The organism is Modestobacter italicus, assembly GCF_019799965.1.
Classification (GTDB): Bacteria; Actinomycetota; Actinomycetes; order Mycobacteriales; family Geodermatophilaceae; genus Modestobacter; species Modestobacter italicus_A.
In genome coordinates, this window is sequence record NZ_JABGCJ010000002.1 from 68,955 (window position 1) to 93,347 (window position 24,393).

Genomic DNA, 24,393 nt, shown 5'->3' on the forward strand with positions numbered 1-24,393 from the left:
CTCCTTCTCCGGGCGCGCACCGTGGGCGATGAACGACGTGGGGTGCGGGCCGCCGGGGCGTCGTTGCCGGCCGGCGGGCGCCGGGTGATCGTAAGCGGGTTCCACCGGTGAAACCGCAGGTGAGCCGGGACTCGCCGGGAACGCATCCCCCGGGCGGGGGTGCTGCGGCCCGTGGGAACGATGCCGCGCCGGCCTGCCGGTCAGCCCTGCGGCGAGCTGACCCGGTCGGCGGCGATGGTGACGACCAGCCGGGTCTGGTCGCGTCCGCCGAACCACGGGTAGGGGCCGCCGAGGTACTTCTGCGCCAGCCGCTCGATGTGCTCGGCCGCGCCGTCCGCGGTGATCGACACGACCCGTCCCCGCACCGCGTAGTACCGCGAGACGTCGTCCGGGTCGGCCACGTTCAGCGCCACCCGGGCGTCCCGCTCCATGTTCCGCACCTTCTGGAAACCGGCGACCGTGTTGATCACCAGGTGGGTGCCGTCGGTGTCCACCCAGGTCTGGGTCATCTGCGGGGCGCCGTCGGGCATCAGGGTGGCCACGAAGCAGGGGCTGGGGCGGCGGAGCAGGTCCAGCAGGCCGGCGGGCAGGTCCACGGTCGTCCTCTCGGGTGCGGATCGGGCGGGGCGCCCCTGTCGTGCCGCGTCGTCCCGCGCGCGGGTCCAGCGCGTGGGTCAGTGCAGGGCGGTGGTCAGGCGCACGGTCAGCCCGGTGCCGTCGTCGACGACGTCCACGTGGTCGCACAGCTGCCGGGCCAGCCACAGCCCCATGCCGCCGCGGGAGAGGTCCTCGCCGTGGGCCGGGCCGTAGCCGGCGAACGGGTCGTCCATGCCCGTGCCGCCGTCGCTGATCGTGCAGACCACCCGGTCGGCCGAGGCCCACAGCCGCAGCTGCACCGGCGGACCACCGTGCCGCACCGCGTTGGAGCTCATCTCGTCGATGGCCAGGTGCAGGTCCTCGACCCGGTCGGGATCGCCGCCCAGGCTGACCAGCTGCGCGCCCACCGCGTGCCGCAGCCCGATGAAGTCGCGCACGTCGACCACGTCCAGCAGCGGCTCGGTGCGCTCCAGCGGCTCGTCCGGGGTGGGCAGGTTGCGCAGGTGGTCGCCGGGGTCCTCGAACTGCGGGTTGGCCACCCGGCCCCGCCCGGTCACCAGGTGCGGGTGGGTGCGCAAGCCGGTCGCGACCACCTCGTCGGCGAGCACGCGGGTGTCATAGGTGCACAGACCCCAGATGCCCAGAGGTCGCAGCACCTCGTTGACCACGGCCTCGTAGCGCTGCCACTCCAGCCACTCCCGCGGTGTGCGACCGAAGTCGGTCTGGCCCACGACGCGCACGTGGTGCGGCTCGTCCCCGCCCCACCGGTCGGCCAGCCGGCGCAGCGCGGTGATCGCCGCCGGCGTCCGGCCGGGGTGGACGTCGGCCTGGCTCAGCACGTGCAGCCGCTCGTGCGGGCCGACGGCGTCCTGCAGCACGGAGGCCGAGGGCTCGTCGGTGGCGATCACCGCCACGTCACCGGCCTCCAGCCCGGCGCGCAGGAAGGGCGCCGCGCCGGCGGCCAGCTCCTCCGGTGTGCTGTGCAGCAGCAGGTCGTGCACGTACCGGGAAGGGCCCCGCGCGGTCGTGGTCACGGTGGAGCTCCCTCCGGTCGTCGTGGTCCGACCTGTGCCGGAGTGCCGGGCCCACGGTAGGCCGACCGGCGGAGGCACGCTGACCGTGCCTCCGTCGGGGCGTCTGCCCGGCCCGCCCCTCACCGGGTGGCCGGGTCCACGGGCACGCCGTCGGGCACCCGGTTCGGGCCGGCCTCGGCCGGCCGCGGCCGGTCCTGCCGGTGCAGCCGGACGGCGACCAGGGCGACGTCGTCCTCGGGCCGGCCGTCGACCAGCCGCTCGATCAGCGCGTCGCACAGCTGCTGCAACGGCAGCCCGGCCAGGTCGGCCAGGTGGGTGCGCAACCGGGCCAGGCCGGCGTCCAGGTCGCTGTCCCGGCGCTCGATCAGGCCGTCGGTGTAGAGCAGCACCGTCGTCCCGCGGTCGAGGGTGACCACCTGCTCGGTGCGGGTGACCGTGGGGTCGACACCCAGCAGCAGGTCGGCCTTCCAGTCCGCGAGCACCAGGACGTCGCCCTCGGGGTCGATCGCCAGTGGTGGCAGGTGCCCGGCGTTGGCCCACACCATCCGGGTCACCCCGCGCCGGAACTCGTCGGCGGTCTGCTCGAACCGGGCGATCGCCGCGGTGGCGAGGGTGTCCAGCTGGAGCACGGTCATCGCCGCGTCCAGCCCGCGCAGCACCTCGGCCGGGCCGGCGTCGCTGTAGGCGGCGATCCCGCGCAGCAGGCCGCGCACCTGGCCCATCGCGGCGGCCGCCGCGGTGTCGTGCCCGGCCACGTCGCCGATCACCAGCATGGTGGCGCCGTTGGGCTGCAGGAAGGCGTCGTACCAGTCGCCCCCAACCCGGGCGGCCTCCACGGCCGGCAGGTACCGCACCACGATCTCCGCGTGGTCCGGCTCAGGCGGGTCGGTGAGCAGGCTGCGCTGCAGCCCCTCGGCGAGGGCCTGCTGCTGCCCGTACAGGCGGGTGTTGTCCAGCGCGAGCCCGGCGCGGTCGGCGACGTCCTGCGCGGTGGCCAGCTCCTCCTCGCTGGGCTCGCGACCGTTCTCGAAGTAGAGGCTGAGCAGCCCCAGAGTCCGGCTGCGGCCGCGCAGGGGCAGCGCGACCACCCGGTCGGGGGCCAGCTCGGTGAGCAGGTCCCGCGCCTCGCCCGGCAGCAGCAGGTCGAGCAGCTCGGGCCGGGTCGCGGTCGCCAGTTGCCCGTGGCGCATCGACCACACGGCCGGGGCGGCCGGTGGCAGCGCGCCCAGCCGCAGCGTCGAGTAGCGGGCGACCCGGTCGGCGACCTCCGGGACCGGGTGCCACGAGCCCACGTCGGTCGGCGCACCCGTCGACGGGTCGAGCACCGAGACGATGCACCAGTCGGCGAGGGCGGGGACGACGATCCGGGGCAGCGTCGCGACCGCGGAACCGGCGTCCAGGGTGGCGGCGAGCTCGGCGCTGACCTGGGCCAGCAGCGCGAGCCGGCGGGCGGACCGCTCGGCCTGCTCCTGCGCGCGGCGCCGCTCGGTGACCTCCAGGGCGTACACGGACAGCCCGTCGGGGGTCGGCCAGGCCCGCACCTCGTACCAGCCGTCCAGCGGCGCCGGGTAGTACGCGTCGAAGGAGATCGGCTCGGCGGTGGCCACCGCCCGCCGGTACTGCTCCTCGAAGATGCTGCCCGCCGCCGCCGGGAACGCCTCCCAGATGACCTGGCCGAGCAGCTCCTCACGGCTGCGGCCCAGCAGCCGCTCGGCCTCGACGTTCACCGCGGCGAACCGCCACTGCGCGTCGAGGGAGTAGAAGCCGGCGGGCATCGCCTCCAGCACCCGGGTGACCCGGGCCTCCTCGGCCACCTCGGCGGTGACGTCGTAGGCGACCCCGATCACCCGCGTCGCCCCGCCCTCCGGGCCGCCCAGGGCCCTGCCGCGGGCGGAGACCCAGCGGGTGTGCCCACCGGGCAGCACGATGCGGTAGTCGGCCTCGTACTCACCGCAGACGTCGATCGCACCCTGCAGGGCCTCGTTCACCCGGAGGCGGTCGTCGGGGTGCAGCCGGGCGTTGAAGGCCTCGATGGTCTGGGCGAACGTGTCCGGGTCGTAGCCGAACATCGTCATCAGCCGCTCGTCCCACACCAGCCGGCCGGTGCGCAGGTCCCAGTCGAACGTGCCGATGCCGGCGGCGTCGAGGGCGAGCCGGGCCCGGATGCGCGCGCCCTCCAGGTCGTCGTGCTCCAGGCCGCCGGCCGCTGTCGGCTCCACCACGGCCACCCATCCCACGCATCCGCTCCGGCGTCCGTGCCGGAGGTGGCTGACCGCCGACTGCGAACAGCTCGCACAGAGTTATGTCACGCGCAACCGGGCCGGGGCAAGCACCTCGACGCAGATCACGCCGCCGTTCCCGCCCCGTGGGAGTCGGGTGCGCGGGTGGTCACCGGGCTGTGCGATAAACCGTGGCATGACTGCGCGCCCGGCCCCCGCATGAGCACCGCGTCCCCCGCGCCGACCCGGGTCGAGGGCGCCGCCGTCGACAAGGGCCTCAAGAGCGGCGCTCTGGGGCTGGTCTCCTCGATCGTCCTGGGCGTCTCCTCCACCGCGCCGGCCTACGCCCTGGCGGCGACGCTGGGCTTCGTCGTCATCGCGGTCGGGGTCGACGCGCCGGCGATCATGCTGCTGGCCTTCGTGCCGATGTGGCTGATCGCCGTCGCCTACTCGGAGCTGAACAAGCGCGAACCCGACTGCGGCACGACGTTCACCTGGGCCGCCCGCGCCTTCGGGCCACGGACCGGCTGGATGGGCGGCTGGGGGATCATCGCCGCCGACGTCATCGTGATGGCCAACCTGGCCCAGATCGCCGGCTCCTACGGCTACCGGCTGCTCGGACTGGACGGCCTGGCGGAGAGCACCTTCTGGACGACGGTCGCCGGCGTCGGCTGGATCGCCCTGATGACCTGGATCTGCTACCGCGGGATCGAGCCGACCGCGCGGCTGCAGATGGTGCTGCTGGCGATCGAGGTCGTCGTCCTGGTCGCCTTCGCCACCTATGCGCTGGTGAAGGTGTACGGCGGGACGGCGCCGGCGGGCTCGCTCACCCCGTCGCTGTCCTGGCTGTGGCCCTCGGGCGTCAGCTGGACGGCGATGACCGAGGCGGTGCTGCTGGCGATCTTCATCTACTGGGGCTGGGACTCCGCGGTCGCCGTCAACGAGGAGACCTCGAACCCGACGCGTTCCCCGGGGCGCGCGGCGATCATCTCCACGGTGCTGCTGGTCGGCATCTACACCGTCGTGTCGGTGGCCACCGTCGCCTTCGCCGGGGTCGGCACCGAGGGCATCGGGCTGGGCAACGAGGCGAACGCCGAGGACGTGTTCGCCTCGCTCGGCGCGACGGTCTTCGGTGGCGGCGTCTTCGGGCACACCTTCGAGGCACTGCTGATCATCTCGGTGCTCACCTCCTCGGCGGCGTGCACCCAGACCACGATCCTGCCCACCGCCCGCGGCTCGCTGTCGATGGCCGCCTACGGCGCGCTGCCCCGGTCGTTCGCCCGGATCCACCCGCGGTACTTCACGCCGACGGTCTCCACGGTGTGGATGGGCCTGGTGTCGATCGCCTTCTACGTGGGCCTGACCCTGGTCAGCGAGAACGTGCTGATCGACTCCATCACCGCCACCGGCATGCTGATCGCCTTCTACTACGGCCTCACCGGGTTCGCCTGCGCCTGGGAGTTCCGCCGCTCGCTGCACTCGGTCCGCGACGTGCTGATGCGGCTGGTGCTGCCGCTGCTGGGCGGGCTGTTCATGCTCGCCGTCTTCGTCCTGGCCTGCATCGAGTACGCCGACCCCGGCTACGGCGAGACGGTGCTGTTCGGGGTGGGCGGGGTGTTCGTCGTGGGCGTCGGCGCCCTGGTGCTGGGCCTGGTGCTGATGGTCGTCTGGAACGTGGTCGCCCCGGCCTTCTTCCGCGGCGAGACGATGCTGCACGGCACCGGGGACCTGGTGCTGGACCGGGCCACGGCGACCGTCGCCCTGCCGGACTCGCAGGAGGGCACGGTCATCGCCGCCGACCGGTCCGACCTCCCGCCGGGCCGCGAGCCCTGGGACCCCCGCGGCTGAGCCCAGGGTCGGATCAGGTCACCTGGTCAACGGCCGTCCCACCGCACCAGCGTTGCTGCGGTAGGACGGCCTCTCTCGCGGGAGGACGTCGTCAGGTGAGGGACGCCGCTGGCTCACCGCTGGGCGCGGGCGCCGGCTCGGCGGTCCGGTGCTGGGCGGGCAGGAAGGCCAGGACGACGACCGCGCCGATCGCGCTGGCCGCGGCGCACACCCAGGAGCCGGCGGTCACGCCGGCCAGGAACGACTGCTGGACCGCCGCCAACGCGCCGTCCGGGAGACCGTCGGCCACGGCCAGCCCGGCGAACACCGAGTCCGCCGCTCCCTCGGCCGCCTGCGCCGGGGCGCCGGCTGCGGTGAGCCCGTCGACCACGGTCGGGCCGTAGACGGTGCTGAGCACCGAGCCGACGACGGCGACGCCGAGGGTGCCGCCGACCTCCCGCACCGTGTCGTTCACCGCCGAGCCGGCGCCGGCCTGGTCGCCGCGCAGCGCGCCCATCACGGCCTCGGTGGCCGGGCTGGTGACCAGGCCGAGGCCGGCGGCCATGAGCACCATCGCCAGCACGATCCGGCCCCAGTAGTCCGACTGCAGCGTTGTGCCGGTGGCGACGACGAAACCGGCGGCCATGGTGGCCAGCCCGGCCGCGACGACCAGCTTGGTGCCGACCGCCCGCATCGCGACGATCGCCAGCGGCGCGGTGACGCCGATGACGGTGGCGAACGGGAGCGTGGCCACACCGGCGGTGAGCGTGCCGTAGCCCCGGACCGACTGGAAGTACTGGGTGATCATGAAGATGAAGCCGAACAGGCTGAAGAAGGCCAGCGCGATGGCCCCGCTGCCGACCGACACCCGCGGGTCGCGGAACAGCCGGACGTCCAGCAGCGGCTCGGCGGTGCGCAGCTCGTGGACGACGAACCCGGCGAGCACCAGCGCCGCGACCGCGTAACCGCCCAGGGTGGTCGCCGAGCCCCAGCCGTGGCCGGGTGCCTCGATCGTCGTCCAGACCAGCAGGCCGATGCCCAGCACCGAGGCCGCTGCGCCGCCGAGGTCGAAGCCGTGCGCCCGGGCGGAGCGGGACTCCGGGACCAGCAGCCGGCCGGCGACCAGGGCGACCGCCGCGATCGGCAGGTTGACCAGGAAGACCGAGCCCCAGGCGAAGTGCTCCAGCAGGAGCCCGCCGGTGACCGGGCCGATCGCGACCGACAGGCCGGTGACCGCGGACCAGACGCCCAGGGCCGTGGCCCGCTCCCGGCGGTCGGTGAACGTGGTGACCAGCAGGGCGAGGGTCGCCGGGTAGACGGCGGCCGCGGCCACGCCCATCGCCGCGCGGCCGGCGATGAGCTGGTCGGTGCTGGTGGCCATCGAGGCCAGCGCGGAGGTCAGGGCGAAGCCGACCAGCCCGGCCTGGAGCACCCGCCGCCGGCCGAAGCGGTCGCCGAGCGCGCCGCCGAGCAGCAGGAGCGCGGCGAAGGCCAACGTGTAGCCGTCGACGACCCACTGCAGATCGCTGGTGCTGGCCGAGAGCTCGCGGCTGAGGGTCGGCAGCGCGACGTTGACGATCGTGTTGTCGATGCTCACCAGCAGCACCGACAGGCAGAGCACGGCGAGCACCCACCACCGACGGGTGGCGGGTGCGGGCGGGGGAGTGGTCATCACGGCCTCCGTGTCGTAGAACGATGTGCCACAACAGTAGGACGACGTTCTACAAACGGGCAAGGGTGATCGGTGCAGGAGGATGAGGTCGTGACAGATGTCAGGCCCGGTGCCGGGCGCACCCCCAGCCGCGCGGTCGAGCAGGCGCTGGTCGACGCGGCCGAGCGGGTGCTCGTCCGGGACGGCCTGGGGGCGGTGACCGTGCGGGCGGTCGCCACCGAGGCCGGGGTGGCGCCGATGGGCGTCTACAACCGCTTCGGCAGCAAGGACGGGCTGATCGCCGCGGTGCTGGTGCGCGGGTTCGACGGGCTGCGCGCGGCCGTCAGCGAGGACGACGATCCCGACCCGGTCGCCCGGCTGCTGGCCAGCGGGCGCAACTACCGGCGGTTCGCGCTGGCCCACCCGCAGCACTACGGCGCGATGTTCGGCGGGCGGCCGCTGCCCACCGAGGGTGCCGAGGAGCTCCTCGCCCACGCGACCGCCGCCTTCGAGGCGCTGATCGACCACGTCCGGTACGGCATGGCCCGCGGTGCGCTGCGCGACGGCGACCCCCTGGAGACCGCCCAGCTGATCTGGAGCTCGGTGCACGGCGCGGTGGGCCTGGAGCTCGGCGGGGCGGTGCTCACCCCCGACCCGGCAGCCACCTACGAGTCGCTGCTGCAGCTGATCGTCGCCGGGCTGCGCTGACCTCCCCCGTCCGAGGGGTGCCCCACCCCGGCCGGCCCTCCAGGAACTGAGCAGTCCTGCCGACTCCTGGAGAGACGAAAGGGGCCGGTCATGATGACTCTGGCGTGCAGTGCGGTGGCTCAGGCGGGGATGTCGGCGGGGACGGCGTCGCTGGACGACACCTCGGCCGACTCGCTGATGTTCGTGGCCGGGTGGCTGACCACCGCCACCGACCTGACCCAGCAGGCGATGCTCATCCGCGACCTGGGCTCCACCTTCGACGTCCTGATCTAGCCGTCGGGCCGGCCGGGCTCACGGTGCGCTGGGCAGTGCCCGGCGGCCGGTGCCGCTGCCGAGGTCGGCGTCGTCGGCGGCCCGCCGCCCGGCGTGCCAGCCGGCCGGGTCGACCGTGCTCCCGCTCCGGCGGCGCAGGGACGGGAACAGCTCCTCGACCGCCCGGTCGACCGCGGCCGACCGCTCGGCGAGCACCGGGGCCAGCTCGGCGCCGTAGTCGGCCCGGGCCTCGGCGGTCGCCGCCTCACGTGCCAGGGTGAGCCGCTCCTCGACCCGCTGGGCGTAGGAGTACAGGAAGCCCCGCCGGAACGGGGTCGAGCGGGCCCGGGCCCCACCGGTGCGCGCGGCCTCGGCCAGCGCCCGGGCGGCCTGCAGCAGCAGGGAGGTCACCAGCAGCTCGACCAGGTCCACGTCGTCCCGGAAGCCGACCAGCGTGGCGATCCCGAAGGCCGGCAGCAGCACCACCCGCACGCCGTTGGCGTTGCCCACGGCCTGCACCACGGCCGCCTTCGCCTCGGTGTGCGGGTCGTCCAGGTGCAGCCGCCGGGCGGCCACCCCGCCGGAGGACGCGCGGCCCTCCCGCTGCGCCAGCACCGCCGTGTCGATGGCGTGCCGGGCCATCAGCGACTGCGCCTTGGCGGTCAGCGCCTCGGCCTCCTCGGTGAACTCCGTCGACTCCGCCTTGGCCAGCAGCGAGCGGATCCGGTGCAGCACCTTGCCGTCGGCATCGCTGCCCGGCGCCTCGACCGGCCACAGCAGGGTCGACCAGCCGCTCGGTGGGGGCACCAGCTGCTCCAGCCGCGGCAGCGAGCGGAACAGCCCGATGACCCGCAGCACGTCCCGCCAGGCAGCGGACGGCTGGACCCGCTCGCCCTGCCACCACGCGGTGACCGACCGCGGGCCGGCCGGCAGCGCCGCCAGCTGCGCGGCCCAGGCGTCCGGCGGCGCCGCCTGCGCCGCCTCGGCCTCCGCGGCGACCACTGCGGCCACCAGCCGGGCGCCCCGCTGGCTCACCCGGCGGCGCGCGGCGTGCACCACGTCGGCCGGCTGCCAGCCGCCCTCCCAGAGCCGCGGCAGCGCCTCGGTCAGCACCTGCTGGGCCTGGCCGTCGCTGTCCACCCCGTCGTCCCGGCGGAGCAGCCGGGCGACCACCGGGTCGAGCTCGGCGGCCTGCACACCCGGCTCGGCAGCGAGCCGGCCACCGGCCAGCAGCAGCATCCGCACCTCGTCGGCGGTCATCAGCGGTCCTCTCCTCGTACGTGCGGGTGCCCGACCAGCCTGACGGCGGCACGCGCCGGCCCGCCCGGTGACCGGTCGGCTGTGGACCCGGTGCCCCGCTGTGGACGCCGGCGCCCGCGTCAGGCGCGGGGGCGCACCCGGGCGGCGGCCTCGCGGGCGGTGGCCCGGGCCGCGTCGACGTCCTCGGCGCGGGCCAGTGCCACGCCCATCCGGCGGCGGGCGAAGCTCTCCGGCTTGCCGAACAGCCGCAGGTCGACCCCGGGCAGCGCGAGCGCCTCGTCGACCCCGTCGAAGACGATCCCGGCCGCCTCCACCCCGCCGTAGACCACGGCCGAGGCCCCTGGGTTGCGCAGCGCGGTGTCCACCGGCAGGCCCAGCAGTGCCCGGGCGTGCAGCTCGAACTCGTTCTGCCACTGGGTGGTCAAGGTGACCATCCCGGTGTCGTGCGGCCGCGGGCTGACCTCGGAGAACCACACGTCGTCCCCGCGCACGAACAGCTCCACGCCGAAGACCCCGTGCCCGCCGAGCTCCGCGGTCACCGCCGCCGAGATCGCCTGCGCGCGGTCCAGCGCGACCGGCGACATCGGCTGGGGCTGCCAGCTCTCCACGTAGTCGCCGGCCTCCTGGCGGTGCCCGATCGGGGCGCAGAAACCGGTGACGGTCTGCCCGTCGCGCACCGAGCGCACGGTCAGCAGGGTGATCTCGTAGTCGAAGTCGACGAAGCCCTCGACGATCACCCGGGTGCCGGCGACCCGACCACCGGCCATCGCGTACGCCCAGGCGCCGTCGACGTCGTCCGGGCCGTCGAGCTTGCTCTGGCCCTTGCCGGAGGAGGACATCACCGGCTTCACCACGCACGGGAAACCCACCTCGCCGGTCGCCGCCCGCAGCTCCTCCAGCGAGTCGCAGAAGCGGTACTCGCTGGTGGGCAGGCCCAGCTGCTCGGCGGCCAGCCGGCGGATGCCCTCGCGGTCCATCGTCAGCCGCGCCGCCCGGGCGGTCGGCACGACGCGGGTGCCCTCGGCCTCCAGCTCGACCAGCGTCTGGGTGGCGATCGCCTCGATCTCGGGGACGACGACGTCTGGGCGCTCGGCCTCGATCAGCGCCCGCAGCTGCGCCGGGTCGCTCATCGTGATCGTGCGCGCCGAGTGCGCGACCTGGTGGCCGGGGGCGTGGTCGTACCGGTCGACGGCGATGGTCTCCACGCCGAGGCGCTGCAGCGCGATCAGCACCTCCTTGGCCAGCTCACCGCTGCCCAGCAGGAGCACGCGGGTGGCCGACGGCGACAGGGGAGTGCCCAGGGAGACCATGCGGACAGGCTAGAGAGCGGCCGGCCGGACGGCGGAGCGGCCACCGCCACGGCCGGAACCCGCCGGTCAGCGGGCCGGGGCGCCGCTACGTTGCTCCCGTGACCGACCTCGCCACCCGCGCCCGCACCCTGCTCGACCTGCACGCCGCACCGGAGCTGCTGGTGCTGGCCAACGTCTGGGACGTCGTCTCCGCCCGGGTCGTGGCCGGCACCCCCGGCGTGCGCGCGCTGGCCACCGCGAGCCACGCGATCGCGGCCACCTTCGGCCACGAGGACGGCGAGCAGATCCCGCTCGACGTGCACCTGGACATGGTCGGCCGCATCGCCGGGGCCGTGGACCTGCCGGTGTCGATGGACCTGGAGGCCGGCTACGGCGACCCGGGCGAGACCGCCCGCCGGGCGATCGCGGTGGGCGTCGTCGGCGGCAACCTGGAGGACCAGCTGCGGCCTCTCGACGAGGCGGTCGCCGCAGTCGAGGCGGTGCTGCGCGCCGGTCGTGACGCCGGGATCGACTTCGTGCTCAACGCCCGCACCGACGCCTTCCTGCTGGCCGACGCCGCCGCCGACCGCGATGCCCTGGTCGCCGAGGCGGTGCGCCGCGGGCAGGCGTACCTGGCGGCCGGCGCGCCGGTGGTCTTCGTGCCCGGCGTGGTGGCCCGGGAGGAGATCGAGGGCCTGGTCGAGGGGCTGGGCCGCGGCCGGGTCTCGCTGATGGCCGTCCCCGGGGCCTCGCCGTCCGTGCAGGAGCTGGCCGGCCTCGGGGTCTCCCGGGTCTCCACCGGCCCGTTCACCCAGCGGGTCGCGCTCACCGCACTGCAGGACGCCGTCGTCGAGCTCGTCGCCGGCGGTGCCCTCCCGCCCGGCACCCGTGCGCTGAGCTGACCCACTGCACCTGCGCGCAGGCCGCCGGGAAAGGGCAGGACAGTCCCGGCGCTGGCGTCCTACCGTGCCGGCATGGGTGATCGCTGGGGGCCGGACGGGCCACCCCCGGAGGCGTACAGCCGGGTCACCGACCCGCAGCGGTACGCGGCGGTGCACGGTGTCGCGGACCGGCTGGTCACCGAGCTCGCCGAGCGGTACGACGTCGCGGTCGCCGGGGAGCCGTCGTCCGGGCCGCGCGAGGTGCGTGCCGTCCGGCTGCACCCCCGGTCCGGTGCGGGCGCCGACCTGGTGGTGGTGCACACCGACCTCGGTGTGCGGCTGCGGGCCGGCCACTGGGCGGAGGAGTCGTTCCCGCGCTGCGGCTGCGACGCCTGCGACGAGGAACCCGGTGACCTCGCCGAGGAGCTGGGGGAGTTCGTCGCGGACGTGGCGCACGGCCGGCTCGCCGAGGAGCTGACCGGCGGCTCCGGTGAGGGCACGCTCGCGGTGTGGCGGCCGCGGTCCAGCGCGACCTGGTCGCTGACCCGTGCCGAGCTCCAGCGCCTCGGACCGCCGGGCCGGCACGAGTGGCTGCCGTGGCCGGAGCGGGGCGGCCGGTGACGCCCCCGCCGACGGGCGGGTCCACGACGGTCGTCGGCACCCGGGAGCGCCGGCTGCCCGCACCACCGGCGGTCGTCCGGCAGTCGCTGGCCGACCCGCACCGGCCGGGTGCCCGTCCCTGGCTCCGCCTGGAGGACGACGAGGTGGAGCCGGTGGTGGTCGACGACGGCGCGCCGGAGCGGCTGGCGTGGCGGTTCGCTGTGGCCCCGCCGTCCCGACCTCGTCCTGACCTTCGAGCTGCGCCCCGTGGCCGCGGAGACGGCGCTCCGCTGGACGCTGACCGCCGTCGGGGAGCCGCCCGACCAGAGCCTCACCGGGCACCTCCGGCACCGGGTCAACCACCTGCTGTGGGCCGACCTGCGCATGTCCTACGGCCAGTGAGCCGCCCGCCGACCTCCTTCCCCGAGCTCGTCCGCCGAGTGACAGCTCAGCGGGCTCTCCGATCCGCCGGATCCCCGGTGAGCTGCCACTCGGCGGACGGGGGGGGCGCGGGTGGGGTGAGCTGGGACACGCTCGGTGGCTGGGGGAGGAGTTCCGGCGGAGCATCGGGGTCAGGACGTCGACGACGACGAGAGAGAAGGCACCGCCGACATGACCGAGCTGCTCCTGCCCGCCGACTTCTTCGCCTTCCAGAGCCTGCTGCCCGACGACGAGCAGAAGGAGCTGATGGCCCTCCGGGAGTTCCTGGAGTCGGAGGTCAAGCCGCGGGTCAACTCCTCCTGGGCCGCCGCCGAGTTCCCGCACGACTTGATCCCGAAGTTCGCCGAGGCCGACATCGTCGGCCGCTCCTACGACTGGGACGGCCGCCCCCGCGCCTCCCGGCTGTTCACCGGCTTCCAGGCGATGGAGCTCTCCCGCGTCGACCCGTCGATGGCGACCTTCCTGGGCGTGCACAACGGCCTGGCGATGGGCTCGATCATGATCCTGGGCTCGGAGGAGCAGCGGCAGCGCTGGATCCCGTCGATGATGCGGATGGAGACGATCGGCGCGTTCGGGCTGACCGAGCCCGAGGGCGGGTCGGACGTCGCCCGCGGCATGCGCACCACCGCCCGACGGGACGGCGACTCCTGGGTGCTCAACGGTGCCAAGCGCTGGATCGGCAACGGCACCTTCGCCGACGTCGTGGTGGTCTTCGCCCGCGACGAGGCCGACGACCAGGTGAAGACCTTCGTCGTGGAGAAGGGCACCCCCGGGTTCACCGCCACCAAGATCGAGGACAAGTTCGCGCTGCGCACCGTGCAGAACGCCGACCTGACCTTCACCGACTGCCGCATCCCGGCGGGCGACAAGCTCGAGGGCGGCAACTCGTTCAAGGACGTCAACAAGGTGCTCAAGGTGACCCGGGGCGGGGTGGCCTGGAGCGGGGTGGGCTGCCAGCTGGGCGCCTACGAGGTGGCGGTGGCCTACGCCAAGGAGCGCCACCAGTTCGGGCGGGCGATCGGCGGCTTCCAGCTGATCCAGGACCTGCTCGCCCGGATGCTCGGCAACGTCACCGCAAGCCTCGGCATGACCGTGCGGATCGCCCAGCTGCAGGAGGTCGACGCGCTGCGCGACGACCAGGCCGCGCTGGCCAAGAGCTACGTGACCGCGCGGGGCCGGGAGACCGTCGCCTGGGCCCGGGAGGTGTTCGGCGGCAACGGCATCGTGCTGGACTACGACGTCGTCCGGTACTTCAACGACGCCGAGGCGCTGTACTCCTACGAGGGCACCCGCGAGATGAACACCCTCATCGTCGGCCGCTCGATCACCGGGATGAGCGCCTTCGTCTGACGCAAGGGGGGAGCGATGCGGCCTCCCTGCCTCCTGCTCGTCCGGTGAGGGTGGGGCTGCGCTCAGCAGGGCGCAGCCCCACCTCCCGACGAGAGGAACCGTCATGAGCACGACACCGACCGACCCCACCGGCACCGGGCCGCAGTCCGTGGTCGGCGCGTGGGTCGACGACACCGGCTTCCTGGTCCAGGAGCTGCTGCCCGACGGCCGCTACGACGAGACCCGGGACGGCCGCCCGCACGCCTACCAGGGCCGTTACTGGGTCGAGGGTGACCGGATCGAGTACCTCGACGACCTGGGCTTCCGCGCATCCGGCGAGTTCCGGGACGGCGTCCTGCACCACGCCGGCTACCGGATGACCCGCCGCTGACCGGCCGTGTGCAGCCCGGGCCCGGCCGCTGCCGGGCCCGGGCTGCGGCGTCCCCGGGGTCAGGCCTGGGCGGACCGGGCCGTTCTGGCCGCCACCGCCCGGCACATCACCGACGAGTGGGGCACCGTCGACCTGGTCTTCGCCAACGCCGGGGTGCAGCTGATCTCCTCGATCACCGACCTCGCGGTCGAGGACTGGGACGCCCAGATCGGCCCCAACGTCACCGGCGTCATGAACACGATCCAGGCTTTCGTGCGCGACCTGGAGCGAGCCGCCGGCGAGGGGCGGCCGGCCGACCTGATCACCACCTCGTCCATCGCCGCGACCCGGGTGCTGGAGAAGTTCCAGGTCTACTCGGGCACCAAGGCATACATCTCCCAGCTCACCCGGCTGCTGCGCACGGAACTGGGCCGCAAGAAGGTGCGCGTCTCCACCGTCGAGCCGGGCATGGTCGACACCGAGCTGCCCGACCACGTGACCGACCCCGACGCCAGCCGCCTCATGGCCGACCTGATCGCCCAGATCGACGTGCTCAGCTCGGCGGACGTCGCCGAGACCGTCGCGTTCATCGCCTCGGTGCCGGCGCACGTCAACCTGACCGAGATCACCATCCTGCCGACCGAGCAGGTCATCTGAGCAGCGGTCCCGTGGCCGTCACGCGCGAGCCCGCGGCGACACCGGGCACCCGGGCGACTCACCCGTTCGGGGCGGTGCCCGGCGCCCGGGCTGGAGCACCGGCCACCCGATGACGATCACCAGCAGGTACGCCGGAGTGGCGTGCCTGCTGGTGATCTGTCGTTGGGAGGGGTCGTGTCGGGTCAGTCCGTGCTCGTCGTCGAGGACACCGACGAGATCCGTGAGCTCGTCGTCACGGTGCTCCGCCGGGCCGGGATGGACGTGCGGGAGGCCACCACCGGTGCCGCCTGCCTCGCCGAGGTGCGCCGGGAGGCGCCCGACGTCGTCGTCCTGGACCTCGGTCTGCCCGACGCCGACGGCACGGAGGTGTGCCGGCAGCTGCGCGCCGAGACCGACTGCTACGTGCTGATGCTGACCGCGCGGGCGGAGGAGGTCGATCTGCTGATCGGCCTCGCCGTCGGGGCGGACGGCTACATGGCCAAGCCGTTCTCACCGCGCGAGCTGGTGGCCCGGGTGCAGACGATGCTGCGCCGGCCGCGCACCGTGGCGATCCCCGAGCCGCGCCCGCCGGTGGAGGACTCCGTCCAGCGGCTGGCCGACCTCGAGGTCGACCCGGACAGCCGGGAGGTGCGGGTGGACGGCGCGGCCGTCGACCTGACCCGCACCGAGTTCGACCTGCTCGCCGCCCTCGTCTCGCGGCCCGGCCGGGTGCTGCAGCGGGAGACGCTGCTGCGCGAGGTCTGGCAGACCGACTGGGAGGGCAACCTGCGCCTGGTCGAGGCACACATGTCCAACCTGCGGCGCAAGCTCGCTGCCGCCGGGTTGAGCAACCCCGAGATCAAGACCGTTCGGGGAGTGGGGTACCGCCTCGTGGCCTGAGGGCGCACCCACGTCCTGCTCCGGCACGCCGGGACGGGAGGTGGGCGCGAGGGAACACAGCTGCATCCGACGACGAGGCCCGGCCCCCGAGAGGGAGCCGGGCCTCGTTGTCGTGGGTCCGTGCGGAGGGCGCCGTTCAGGCAGCGAGGTCGCGCCGGCGGGCCATCATCCGCCCGGTCGCCGCGTCGACCGCGTGCAGCATGCCGGCCAGGTCGGCCTGCCCGGCCGTCGCGTCGGCGGCGAAGGCCAGCTGGCGACGCCGGTCGACGTCGTCCCGGCGGCGGGCCGGTCGGGTCAGGCCGCTGAGCTCGGCCAGCCGGCCGTGGGCCACGATCCCGCGCCGGGCGTCGGCGGCGATCGCCCGGCAGACGTCGGCGACCTCGGGGTGCCCCAGCTGGCCGGAGGGGCCGGCGAGGGCCTGGGCGGCGGTGGCCACGGCGCGGGGGTCACCGGACCGGACGCCCCGGGCGATCGCCGACAGCCGGGTCGGCAGCGCGTCGTCGTACATGACCTGCAGCCGGTCCATCAGCTCGGCGTCCAGGTCGGCGTCCTCCAGGTCCTCCACGTCCACGAGGTGGAGGGGCTCGGCGGTCGCCGTGGTGCTCCGGTTGCGCACCAGGTCCAGCAGGAGGCGTGCGTCGAACGGGGCGGCCAGGCAGGCGAGTGCGCCGGCGGCCGCAGCCGCGGCGCGCACCTCGTCGGTCGGGTCGGGGGTGACCACCAGGAAGCGGGCGGTGCTGCCGGCGGCGCGCAGCTCGGCCAGCAGGGCGGGGCCGTCGGCGGCGCCGGTGACCGTGGCGGCGGTGACCACCAGGTCCATCGAGATGGTCTCGCTCAGCCAGCGGGCGTCCTCGGCGTCGCCGGCCTCGTGGACACCCCAGCCGGCCAGCTCCAGCAGGCCGGTGACCTGCTGCCGGGCGGCGGGGGAGGCGTCGATGACGAGGGCGGTCAGCACGTCACTGGTCCTGTCTGGGCTGGTGTGGAGGTCCAGCCGTAGCTGGTGAGGGTGGTGATGCGGACCCGCACGCCCTGGTCGGCGTAGGAGCCGTCGACGTCCTGGGTCAGGCTGGTCGTGCCCGGGCCGACGGTGGCCAGCGGGTAGGTGCTGCCGTCCCGGAAGACGGCGGTGAGCTGGTAGCCGGTGACCCCGCGGGTCGTCGTGCTGGCGTTCCAGGACACCCGGGCGTGCAGGGTGCGGGTGCCGTACACGTTGCCGCTCCACCGGTCGTAGTAGTAGCTGGTCGAGCAGCGCGTGCCGGCGGTCGAGGGATTCGTGACCGGCGCGACGGTCAGCGTGCTGGCGTCCACGGTGGTGGCGGCCCGGGCGGTGAAGGCGGCCTGGGCGGGGGAGATGGTCAGCCCCAGCACGGTGGCGACGGCGACGGTGAGGAGCAGCAGGCCGCGGCGGATCCCGGTCATGCCCGGTCACCCTCGGTGTCGTCGTCCTGCTCGACCTTCGCCGGCCGCCAGATGGACAGCAGCAGCCAGCCGGCCAGCAGGGCCGGGGCCCCGTAGACGAGCGCCTGGCTCACCACGGGGGTGCGCAGCGCCTCGATGGCGTTGCCGATCTCGGGGACGACCGCCCGGACCTCGTAGGCGGTGTCGCCCTGCAGGGTGGCCTTCCAGGGGTCGACGGCATCGTTCGCGTCGCCCTTGGTCTCGACCGTGACGGACCCGTCGGCCCCGTGCTCGACGGAGACCACGCGGTGGCTGACCAGACGGTGGTCGTCGATCGGGATGTGGTAGGCGATGATCATGCCCTCGGCGACCTCGGCGACCGGCAGCGGCGTCACGATCGTGACGTCACCCGGGTCGATGACCGGGGACATGCTGCCGGTGAGCATCGTCATCGTCCGGTAGTCCAGGACGTGCGGCCCGACGGCCAGGACGCCGAAGGCCAGGACGGCGACGGTGACCACGAGCCGGAGCAGCCAGCGGCCCACCAGGCGAGCCGCACGAGTCCCGAGCCCCGCGGTGCGGGGCTCGGCGACCAGCTGCCGTGCGGGACGGTGCGTGATCGCGATGTCCGTGGTGCGGGCGAGCGGTGCGAGCAGGGCGGTGGTCATGGCGGGTCCTCCGGTCAGGGGTCAGTCAGTGGGTGGACGGCGCCGGATCAGCGGTTGGTGCCGGTCCGCTGCGTGCCGGAGAAGCTGATCGCGAGCTTGCTGGTCTGGCCCTGGAACTCGTTGCCGGCGTTGGTGGGCAGGGTCAGGGAGACGACGAGGTGGTCGATGCCGCCGGGGTTCACGCTGGCGACGTTCGCATTGCCGGACGCGACGGCCGGGGCGTTCACGACGTTGCTGACCGTGCCGGAGCAGGTGTAGGTGGCCACGCCGTTGCTGAGCGACTCGGTCCACGGGTTGGTGCACTTCTTGATGCTGAGCTGCAGGCCGTTGACCTTGTCGGTGTCCAGCAGGCTGGAGGTGGTCGCGGCCGAGGTCATCTGGATGCCGGAGAAGGCCAGGTCGCCGGAGTTCACCAGGTCGACCGAGCGGCTGATCGTGTCGCCGGGGACGAAGCCGGTGGCGCTCAGCGGCAGGGAAGCCGTGCTGTTGGTCGCGTTGAGGTCCAGCGACAACGTGCCCGAGGCGACCGAGGCGTTCAGCGGGGCGGTGCTGTCGGTGAAGGTGCCGAAGGTGCCCATGCCGGCGACGGCGGCGGCGGCACCGATGATGCCGAGCGAGCCGATGATCTTGCGGGTGGTGCGGGTGCGGTTGGTGGTGGTGGCGGTCATCGCTGTCTCCCTGGTCTGTCCCGTGTCGGCGGGTGTTCCCGGCGACAGACACGACTCTGGAGGCCCATCCGCAGGGCACCCGCCAGCGATCCGCAAGAGAACCGCAAGAAGAGTTCGACGGACCCTGCGGTCCGCGCTCCGGATGCCGCCCCCCCTGGTGGGGGCCGGCTGCCAAGACGGCGACGCCCCCGCCGGGCGTGCCGGTGGGGGCGTCGTGGGGCAGCGCGGACCGTGATCAGGCGGCGGGGACGCCGTCCAGGGGCAGGGTCAGGGTGAACGTCGTCCCGCGGCCCTCGACGCTGGTCACGTCCAGGCTGCCGCCGTGCGCAGTGGTGATCGCCTTGGTGATGGTCAGGCCGAGCCCGACCCCGGGGACGGCGTTCCGCCGGGCGGTCGAGGCGCGGAAGAAGCTGGTGAACAGCTGTCCCTGCTCGCCGGAGGGGATGCCCACCCCGGTGTCGCTGACCGACAGCAACGCCACCGGCCGGGCACCCGGCACCTGCCGCTCACCGACCGCGCCGTCCTCGTGCCGCCACGCCCGCCGCAGGCGCAGGGTCACCCGGCCACCGCCGGGGGTGAACTTGACCGCGTTGGAGACCAGGTTGTCGCAGGCCTGCCCCAGTCGGAGCGCGTCTCCGCGGACGACCGGCCCGGTGTCCGGCGCCTCCACGGAGACCGTCACCCCCCGGGCTGCGGCCGTCACCCGCGCGGTCTCCTCGGCGGCCCGGACGATGCCGGCCAGGTCGACGTCCTCGGGCTGGAGGGTGAACCGCCCGGCGTCCACCTGAGCGGTGAACAGCAGGTCGCCGACCAGGCGCAGCAGCCGCTGGGCGTTCCGCTCGACGGTGCTGAGGTACTGCCGCTGCTCGTCGGTCAGTGGCTGCTCCTCGTCGTCCATGACCAGCTCGAGGTAGCCCAGGATCGAGCTCAGCGGGGTGCGGAGCTCGTGGGAGATGAGGCTGACGAACTGGTCCTTGAGCCGCTCGGCGGCCCGGGCCTCGGTCATGTCGGTGCCCACGAAGTTCCAGCCGGCCTGCTCGCCGTCGTCGTCGGTGCGCGGGGTGATGGCCACCGAGACGGTGAGCCGGCGGCCGTCGGCGGTCAGGTACGTCCAGTCCCGGACGTCGCTGCCGTGCTCCCGGGCTCCCTGGACCAGGGCCGCGAACCGCTCCGCGGGCGTGCCCGGTGCCCCCTCGGGGCTCAGCTCCTCGGGCGCGTGGAAGTCGGTGATCGACCGGGTGCGGACGACGTCGGCGCGGGGGAGCCCGAGCATCCGCTCCGCACCGGGGTTCCACACCCGGATCAGCCCGTCGGGGTCGGTGCCGATGATCGACTGCTCGGTCACCGCGTCGATCACGCTGGTCATCGTCTGGGCGCGGGCCCGCATCATCCGGGTGGCGACCTCCAGCTCGTCGGCGGTCGACCGGCCGCGGGAGACCAGCTCCAGCCGCTGGGCCTCCAGCTCCTCGGCGGCGGCCAGCTGGCCACGCAACCGGCGGGTCAGCTCCAGGACCGCGCCGAGCACCAGGGCCACGGCCAGCGCGACGACCGGCGCGGGCGGCCGGAGCAGCAGCACGCCCAGGGCGGCGACGGTGCCCACGGCCAGACCGAGCGGCAGGACGCGGGAGTGGGGCCGGTGCACGGCGGCGGTCAGGGGCAGGGGGACGGGCTGGGAGGGGGTGGCGGGTCGTGGCGGGGCGGCGGTCATGCCCGGCTCCCGACGGTCACGAGCCGGCGCACCTGCTCGACGAGGCCCGCGACGGTGAACGGCTTGGGCAGGTAGGCGTCGGCACCGGCGGCCAGACCGCGGGCGACGTCGTCGGGGGAGGCGCCGGCGGAGAGCAGCAGCACCCGGCACCCGGCGGTCACCGGGTCCTGGCGCAGCGCGGCGCACACCTCCAGCCCGGTGGCGCCGGGCATCGAGACGTCGAGGACCACCAGGTCGGGGCCTTCGGCCCGCGCCGCGGCCAGGGCCTGCGGGCCGTCGGCGACCGCGGCGACCACCGTGCACCCGGCCTTGCGCACGGCGAGGGTGACGAGCAGGCGGATGTCCTCCTCGTCGTCGGCGACCAGCACGCGTGCGGCGGCCTCTCCGGTGTCGCGGTCCACGGTGTCGCGCTCCTCTGCGGGCGTGGCCCGCCCCCGACCGGGACGGACTGCGTCACGTCGGGCAACGGCAGGTGCGCGGAGGTGCTGGAGCCGTGCCTCACCCGGTGAGGTGAGGCACGACCCGGACGCGGACGCACGTCGGGCCCCGGTGCAGCTGCACCGGGGCCCGACGAGGTGTTGCGGTCGGTCAGGAGGAGGCGTGCCCCTGGACCGTCTGGCGGGACTCCTGGGCCTGGCCCTGGACCTCCTGGGCCGCGGACTGGCCCTCGGACTTCACCGTCTCGACGCCGTCCTGGGCGGTGGACTTGACCTGCTCCACCGCGTCCTGGGCCATCGGCTTCAGGTTGTCGCCGATCTCCTGGGCCACGTTCTTGGCCTGGTCGACCAGCGGCTGGGAGTGGTCCTTGACCGCAGACTCGGCCTGCGCGGCGAGCTGCTTCTCCTTCTCGCTGGTCGGCAGGAGCGAGGACACCAGCCAGCCGACACCGAAGGCGATCATCCCGGCGGCGAGGGGGTTGCCCTGCGCCTGCCGCTGGATCGTCTCCGGGGCCTGCTGCACCGCGCCCATGGCGTTGTGCGCGGCGTCCTGGGCGCTGCCCTGGGCGCTCGAGGCGTGCTGGCCGACCTGGTCACGGGTGTCGTGCGCGGCACCGAAGACCTTGTCCTTCAGGCTGCTCACGCCGCTCTTGGCCTTGCCGACGCGACGGTCCATCACCCGCGTGGGGTTGACCTTCTCGTTGAGGGCGTCGACGTCATAGCTGAGGTTGGCGCGGGTGTCCTCGATCTGGCGACGGATCACATCCGGGTCACTGCTGGTCATGTCGTTCTCCTTGAGGGAGTAGCTGAGGGGCGGATCAGGAGGGCTTGAGCGCGCTGGGGACCTGCTGGAGCGAGTCGACCGTCTGCTCGGGCTTCGGGTTGATCGACTTGAACCGGCTGAGGTCCACCTGCGTGACCCGCTTGGGGTCGACCTGCTTGAGCGTCTTCCGGCCCATCGAGTAGAGGACGGCGCCGACGATGGCCCAGAGCACACCGACGATCAGTGCGGCGAGGCCGGCGTCCATGAAGTTCTCCAGGCCCCACCAGAGCGCGAAGCTCAGGAACAGCGCGACCATGTAGCCGGCGAAACCAGCGCCGCCGAGCATCCCGGCGCCCTTGCCGGCCTTGGCGGCCTCTTCCTTGGCGATGCCGCTGGCCTTGTTGGCCTCTTCCTTGGCGATGGCGGTGGCCTGGGTCGCCTCCGCCCGGATCTCGGCCTTGGCGAGCTCGAGCTCCTGGCGCATCAGCGTCGACAGGTCCTTGCTCACCTCGCCGAGCAGCGTGCCGACCGAGACGTCCTCGACCTCAGGGTGTCCCTCGTCGGTCATCGGCTGAGCGGTGTTGCCGTAGGCGGCGTTGCCGTGCTGTGCGCCGTACTGCTCCGTGGTCGGGGCGTAGCCGGTGGTGCCGCCCTGGGCGTACCCGGTGCCGGGCTCGCCGTAGGGCTGCGCGCCGGAGCTGCCCACCCCGCTCGGGTGGCTCACTGCTGGCCTCCACCGGGGGTCCGCGCCGGGTCGTCCCAGCCGGAGGTCTCGGAGGTGCCGACCGGCGGGACCGTGCCGTACGGCGGCGGCGGGACCGAGCCGGTGGTGCCGGTGGTCGCGTAGCCCACCGTGCCGGTGGTCTCGTAGCCGGTCGTCGCGTACCCGGAGGTCGCGGTCTCGGAGGCGTAGTTGGTCCCCGCGTACGGCGAACCGGTGGTGCCGGCCGTCTGGCCGGTGCCCGAGGAGTTCTGGTCCTTGTGCGCGGCGACGACGCCGGTGGTCAGCCGCCCGGCGGCGATCCCGGCGATGGCCGCACCGAGCAGGAAGACGCCCGGCTTGCGGCGGGCGAAGCCGCGCACCTCGTTGACCAGGTCACCGGGCTCGCGGTCGGAGATCCAGCCGGCGAGCTGCTCGACCTTGTCCCCTGCCTGGCGGACCAGGTCGGCGGCGGGACCGGACGGCGTCTGGTCGGAACCGTCGACCATGATGCGGAGCTGCTGGGCGATCTCGGTCAGCCCCTGGCCGGCCTTCTGCTGGCCGTTGCGGGCCTGCTCCTGCAGCTGCGAGCGGCCCTGGGCCACCAGGTCCTGCGCCTGCCGCTTGGTCTCCTGCGTGACCTGCTTGGCCTGGTCGGCAGCGGTGGAGGCCACCTGCGAGCCGGCGTGGCTGGCGGTCTGGCCCACGTTGCGGGCCTCGTCCTTGGCGACGTCCTTGGTGGACGGGCTGTCGGACGGAGAGGACGCGCCACTGGGCGGGGACTGCGTCGGGGTGTCGATGGAGTGAGTCATCGTTCCTCCTCGTCGTTCGTAGGCTGTCCGGAGAGTTCTGGTGGTGCGTGTGCTGGGCGTCCGTGCCCGCGCCGGCCATCACCGGGCGCGCTCCGTGGCCGGCCCACGAGGGCCGGAGGTGCACGCCAGACGACGGGACGACGTTCGGGCACCGAGGTGCCCACGACTTGACGCTCCGGGGGGCCCACCGTGGTCTCGGTGGGGCGCCGTTCCGTTGGTGGGCTTGTACCCCTGTGCACGAGGGATGCAAACGACGATCTACGGAATTGCCGGGTCTCGTTCAGGTGTCCGGATCCGCACAGGGGCACCGCGTAGGCTCGCCGCACGAGGAAGGCAAGCCTTCCCTGACTCGGTCGAGGAGGTCGTCGTGAGCAGTCCGACGAGAGGTGGGGGCGGTCGGCGTCCCCGGGTCGCACGGGTCGGTGAGGTGCTGCGCACCTCCCGGGTCACCCCGCACATGATCCGCGTCGTGCTGGGCGGCGAGGGGCTGGCGGGCTTCCCGGCCGGGGAGTTCACCGACCACTACGTGAAGCTGCTCTTCCCGCCGCCGGGCGCCCCCTACTCCGCGCCCTTCGACGTCGAGCAGCTGCGCGCGGAGCTGCCCGCGGAGCTCTGGCCGGTCACCCGCACGTACACGGTGCGCGCCTGGGACGCGGCCGCCGGGGAGCTGACGATCGACTTCGTGCACCACGGGGACACCGGCCTGGCCGGCCCGTGGGCGGCGCAGGCCGCACCGGGGGACCGGATCCAGTTCTTCGGCCCCGGCGGCGCCTACGCCCCGAGCCCGGACGCCGACTGGCACCTGCTGGTCGGGGACGAGAGCGCGCTGCCGGCCATCGGCGCGGCGCTGCCACGGTTGCCGGCCGGCGTGCCGGCGTTGGTGTTCGTGGAGGTCGAGGGCCCGGCGGAGCAGCAGTCGGACCTGGTGCTCGGCGAGGGCGTCTCGGTGGTGTGGGTGCACCGCGGCGGCGGCGCGCCGGGGGAGGCGCTGGTGACCGCGGTCAAGGCGGTGGAGCTGCCCGCCGGCACCGGGCACGTGTTCGTGCACGGGGAGGCCGGGCTGGTCAAGGACCTGCGCCTGCACCTGCGCACCGGACGTGGGCTCGACCCCGCGTTCACCTCGATCTCGGGCTACTGGCGGATGGGCCGCACCGAGGACCGCTGGCAGGCCGAGAAGCCGGAGTGGAACGCCGAGGTCGAGGCGGCCGAGCAGGCGCTCGCGGTCGGCTGACCGCGAGCGCCCGC

At 74.1% G+C, this 24,393-nt stretch carries 26 protein-coding genes; 11 read left to right on the forward strand and 15 right to left on the reverse strand.

Going from position 1 to position 24,393, the window contains the following annotated elements; translation table 11 throughout:
- Positions 1 to 200: 200 nt before the first annotated feature.
- The 3 genes from HLA93_RS04340 to HLA93_RS04350 all read right to left on the reverse strand — a co-directional run bounded on the left by HLA93_RS04340 (position 201) and on the right by HLA93_RS04350 (position 3,868).
- Complete coding sequence (locus HLA93_RS04340) at positions 201 to 596, reverse strand: PPOX class F420-dependent oxidoreductase (RefSeq protein WP_222193076.1); 396 nt, start codon at positions 594 to 596, stop codon at positions 201 to 203.
- 78 nt (positions 597 to 674) lie between these two features.
- Positions 675 to 1,631, reverse strand: a complete 957-nt coding sequence (locus HLA93_RS04345) for a sensor histidine kinase (RefSeq protein ID WP_222193077.1) — start codon at positions 1,629 to 1,631, stop codon at positions 675 to 677.
- Between the two features lie 119 nt (positions 1,632 to 1,750).
- Positions 1,751 to 3,868 (reverse strand): SpoIIE family protein phosphatase, encoded by a 2,118-nt coding sequence (locus HLA93_RS04350; RefSeq protein WP_308127940.1) that lies wholly within the window; start codon positions 3,866 to 3,868, stop codon positions 1,751 to 1,753.
- A 201-nt stretch (positions 3,869 to 4,069) separates the two neighbouring features.
- On the opposite strand from HLA93_RS04350, the gene HLA93_RS04355 reads away from it, so the two are divergent.
- Positions 4,070 to 5,698 (forward strand): APC family permease, encoded by a 1,629-nt coding sequence (locus HLA93_RS04355; protein ID WP_222193078.1) that lies wholly within the window; start codon positions 4,070 to 4,072, stop codon positions 5,696 to 5,698.
- A gap of 91 nt (positions 5,699 to 5,789) precedes the next feature.
- On the opposite strand, the gene HLA93_RS04360 is transcribed toward HLA93_RS04355, so the two are convergent.
- Complete coding sequence (locus HLA93_RS04360; RefSeq protein WP_222193079.1) at positions 5,790 to 7,349, reverse strand: DHA2 family efflux MFS transporter permease subunit; 1,560 nt, start codon at positions 7,347 to 7,349, stop codon at positions 5,790 to 5,792.
- A 90-nt stretch (positions 7,350 to 7,439) separates the two neighbouring features.
- On the opposite strand from HLA93_RS04360, the gene HLA93_RS04365 reads away from it, so the two are divergent.
- On the forward strand, positions 7,440 to 8,036 hold the full coding sequence (locus HLA93_RS04365; protein WP_222193080.1) for a TetR/AcrR family transcriptional regulator: 597 nt from the start codon (positions 7,440 to 7,442) through the stop codon (positions 8,034 to 8,036).
- A gap of 90 nt (positions 8,037 to 8,126) precedes the next feature.
- Positions 8,127 to 8,309: a hypothetical protein gene (locus tag HLA93_RS04370; protein ID WP_222193081.1), complete on the forward strand. Its 183-nt coding sequence runs from the start codon at positions 8,127 to 8,129 to the stop codon at positions 8,307 to 8,309.
- An 18-nt stretch (positions 8,310 to 8,327) separates the two neighbouring features.
- Here the strand turns inward: HLA93_RS04370 and HLA93_RS04375 are convergent, their stop codons facing one another.
- Positions 8,328 to 9,548 (reverse strand): DUF2786 domain-containing protein, encoded by a 1,221-nt coding sequence (locus HLA93_RS04375; RefSeq protein ID WP_222193082.1) that lies wholly within the window; start codon positions 9,546 to 9,548, stop codon positions 8,328 to 8,330.
- Between the two features lie 119 nt (positions 9,549 to 9,667).
- Complete coding sequence (gene purT / locus HLA93_RS04380; RefSeq protein ID WP_222193083.1) at positions 9,668 to 10,858, reverse strand: formate-dependent phosphoribosylglycinamide formyltransferase; 1,191 nt, start codon at positions 10,856 to 10,858, stop codon at positions 9,668 to 9,670.
- A gap of 98 nt (positions 10,859 to 10,956) precedes the next feature.
- Here purT and HLA93_RS04385 point away from each other — a divergent pair, with 98 nt between their 5' ends.
- The 7 genes from HLA93_RS04385 (at position 10,957) to HLA93_RS04415 (ending at position 15,994) form a co-directional block, all read left to right on the forward strand.
- Positions 10,957 to 11,739: an isocitrate lyase/PEP mutase family protein gene (locus HLA93_RS04385; protein ID WP_222193084.1), complete on the forward strand. Its 783-nt coding sequence runs from the start codon at positions 10,957 to 10,959 to the stop codon at positions 11,737 to 11,739.
- Positions 11,740 to 11,811: 72 nt separating this feature from the next.
- Complete coding sequence (locus tag HLA93_RS04390; RefSeq protein ID WP_222193085.1) at positions 11,812 to 12,339, forward strand: DUF6226 family protein; 528 nt, start codon at positions 11,812 to 11,814, stop codon at positions 12,337 to 12,339.
- Between the two features lie 108 nt (positions 12,340 to 12,447).
- Positions 12,448 to 12,720 carry a hypothetical protein gene (locus HLA93_RS04395; RefSeq protein WP_246625818.1) on the forward strand — a complete coding sequence of 91 codons (273 nt, stop codon included), beginning with the start codon at positions 12,448 to 12,450 and terminating at the stop codon, positions 12,718 to 12,720.
- 210 nt (positions 12,721 to 12,930) lie between these two features.
- Complete coding sequence (locus HLA93_RS04400) at positions 12,931 to 14,109, forward strand: acyl-CoA dehydrogenase family protein (RefSeq protein WP_222193086.1); 1,179 nt, start codon at positions 12,931 to 12,933, stop codon at positions 14,107 to 14,109.
- Positions 14,110 to 14,212: 103 nt separating this feature from the next.
- Positions 14,213 to 14,479 carry an Atu4866 domain-containing protein gene (locus HLA93_RS04405; RefSeq protein WP_222193087.1) on the forward strand — a complete coding sequence of 89 codons (267 nt, stop codon included), beginning with the start codon at positions 14,213 to 14,215 and terminating at the stop codon, positions 14,477 to 14,479.
- Positions 14,480 to 14,485: 6 nt separating this feature from the next.
- Positions 14,486 to 15,115 (forward strand): SDR family oxidoreductase, encoded by a 630-nt coding sequence (locus HLA93_RS04410; protein ID WP_222193088.1) that lies wholly within the window; start codon positions 14,486 to 14,488, stop codon positions 15,113 to 15,115.
- 174 nt (positions 15,116 to 15,289) lie between these two features.
- Positions 15,290 to 15,994, forward strand: a complete 705-nt coding sequence (locus tag HLA93_RS04415) for a response regulator transcription factor (RefSeq protein WP_222193089.1) — start codon at positions 15,290 to 15,292, stop codon at positions 15,992 to 15,994.
- Between the two features lie 136 nt (positions 15,995 to 16,130).
- Here HLA93_RS04415 and HLA93_RS04420 read toward each other — a convergent pair whose 3' ends face one another.
- The 9 genes from HLA93_RS04420 to HLA93_RS04460 all read right to left on the reverse strand — a co-directional run bounded on the left by HLA93_RS04420 (position 16,131) and on the right by HLA93_RS04460 (position 23,148).
- Positions 16,131 to 16,949 carry a response regulator gene (locus tag HLA93_RS04420; protein ID WP_222193090.1) on the reverse strand — a complete coding sequence of 273 codons (819 nt, stop codon included), beginning with the start codon at positions 16,947 to 16,949 and terminating at the stop codon, positions 16,131 to 16,133.
- Positions 16,943 to 17,413: a hypothetical protein gene (locus tag HLA93_RS04425; RefSeq protein WP_222193091.1), complete on the reverse strand. Its 471-nt coding sequence runs from the start codon at positions 17,411 to 17,413 to the stop codon at positions 16,943 to 16,945. Before HLA93_RS04425 ends, HLA93_RS04420 begins: the two co-directional genes overlap by 7 nt.
- Entirely contained in the window at positions 17,410 to 18,060 is a 651-nt protein-coding gene (locus HLA93_RS04430) for a signal peptidase I (RefSeq protein WP_222193092.1), read from the reverse strand. The genes HLA93_RS04425 and HLA93_RS04430 overlap by 4 nt, the downstream gene beginning before the upstream one ends.
- A 47-nt stretch (positions 18,061 to 18,107) precedes the next feature.
- Positions 18,108 to 18,728 (reverse strand): M73 family metallopeptidase, encoded by a 621-nt coding sequence (locus HLA93_RS04435; protein ID WP_222193093.1) that lies wholly within the window; start codon positions 18,726 to 18,728, stop codon positions 18,108 to 18,110.
- A 235-nt stretch (positions 18,729 to 18,963) separates the two neighbouring features.
- Entirely contained in the window at positions 18,964 to 20,436 is a 1,473-nt protein-coding gene (locus tag HLA93_RS04440) for a sensor histidine kinase (RefSeq protein WP_222193094.1), read from the reverse strand.
- Complete coding sequence (locus HLA93_RS04445) at positions 20,433 to 20,837, reverse strand: response regulator transcription factor (protein ID WP_222193095.1); 405 nt, start codon at positions 20,835 to 20,837, stop codon at positions 20,433 to 20,435. The genes HLA93_RS04440 and HLA93_RS04445 overlap by 4 nt, the downstream gene beginning before the upstream one ends.
- 187 nt (positions 20,838 to 21,024) lie before the next feature.
- The gene (locus tag HLA93_RS04450; protein ID WP_222193096.1) at positions 21,025 to 21,657 is read right to left on the reverse strand and encodes a DUF3618 domain-containing protein; all 633 of its coding nucleotides are present in this window, start codon (positions 21,655 to 21,657) and stop codon (positions 21,025 to 21,027) included.
- Between the two features lie 34 nt (positions 21,658 to 21,691).
- Positions 21,692 to 22,360 (reverse strand): phage holin family protein, encoded by a 669-nt coding sequence (locus HLA93_RS04455; RefSeq protein ID WP_308127941.1) that lies wholly within the window; start codon positions 22,358 to 22,360, stop codon positions 21,692 to 21,694.
- On the reverse strand, positions 22,357 to 23,148 hold the full coding sequence (locus HLA93_RS04460; protein WP_222193097.1) for a hypothetical protein: 792 nt from the start codon (positions 23,146 to 23,148) through the stop codon (positions 22,357 to 22,359). Before HLA93_RS04460 ends, HLA93_RS04455 begins: the two co-directional genes overlap by 4 nt.
- A 367-nt stretch (positions 23,149 to 23,515) precedes the next feature.
- Between HLA93_RS04460 and HLA93_RS04465 the strand changes: the two genes are divergently transcribed.
- Positions 23,516 to 24,379: a siderophore-interacting protein gene (locus HLA93_RS04465; protein ID WP_308127942.1), complete on the forward strand. Its 864-nt coding sequence runs from the start codon at positions 23,516 to 23,518 to the stop codon at positions 24,377 to 24,379.
- Positions 24,380 to 24,393 lie beyond the last annotated feature (14 nt).

What these genes read in the sequence shown, in the direction of transcription:
- HLA93_RS04430 (WP_222193092.1), bottom strand. Translation starts at nt 18,060, where the DNA reads ATGACCACCGCCCTGCTCGCACCGCTCGCCCGCACCACGGACATCGCG.
- HLA93_RS04450 (WP_222193096.1), bottom strand. Translation starts at nt 21,657, where the DNA reads ATGACCAGCAGTGACCCGGATGTGATCCGTCGCCAGATCGAGGACACC.
- HLA93_RS04375 (WP_222193082.1), bottom strand. Translation starts at nt 9,548, where the DNA reads ATGACCGCCGACGAGGTGCGGATGCTGCTGCTGGCCGGTGGCCGGCTC.
- HLA93_RS04355 (WP_222193078.1), top strand. Translation starts at nt 4,070, where the DNA reads ATGAGCACCGCGTCCCCCGCGCCGACCCGGGTCGAGGGCGCCGCCGTC.
- HLA93_RS04370 (WP_222193081.1), top strand. Translation starts at nt 8,127, where the DNA reads ATGATGACTCTGGCGTGCAGTGCGGTGGCTCAGGCGGGGATGTCGGCG.
- HLA93_RS04400 (WP_222193086.1), top strand. Translation starts at nt 12,931, where the DNA reads ATGACCGAGCTGCTCCTGCCCGCCGACTTCTTCGCCTTCCAGAGCCTG.
- HLA93_RS04460 (WP_222193097.1), bottom strand. Translation starts at nt 23,148, where the DNA reads ATGACTCACTCCATCGACACCCCGACGCAGTCCCCGCCCAGTGGCGCG.
- HLA93_RS04435 (WP_222193093.1), bottom strand. Translation starts at nt 18,728, where the DNA reads ATGACCGCCACCACCACCAACCGCACCCGCACCACCCGCAAGATCATC.
- HLA93_RS04425 (WP_222193091.1), bottom strand. Translation starts at nt 17,413, where the DNA reads ATGACCGGGATCCGCCGCGGCCTGCTGCTCCTCACCGTCGCCGTCGCC.
- HLA93_RS04405 (WP_222193087.1), top strand. Translation starts at nt 14,213, where the DNA reads ATGAGCACGACACCGACCGACCCCACCGGCACCGGGCCGCAGTCCGTG.
- HLA93_RS04360 (WP_222193079.1), bottom strand. Translation starts at nt 7,349, where the DNA reads ATGACCACTCCCCCGCCCGCACCCGCCACCCGTCGGTGGTGGGTGCTC.
- purT (WP_222193083.1), bottom strand. Translation starts at nt 10,858, where the DNA reads ATGGTCTCCCTGGGCACTCCCCTGTCGCCGTCGGCCACCCGCGTGCTC.
- HLA93_RS04440 (WP_222193094.1), bottom strand. Translation starts at nt 20,436, where the DNA reads ATGACCGCCGCCCCGCCACGACCCGCCACCCCCTCCCAGCCCGTCCCC.
- HLA93_RS04390 (WP_222193085.1), top strand. Translation starts at nt 11,812, where the DNA reads ATGGGTGATCGCTGGGGGCCGGACGGGCCACCCCCGGAGGCGTACAGC.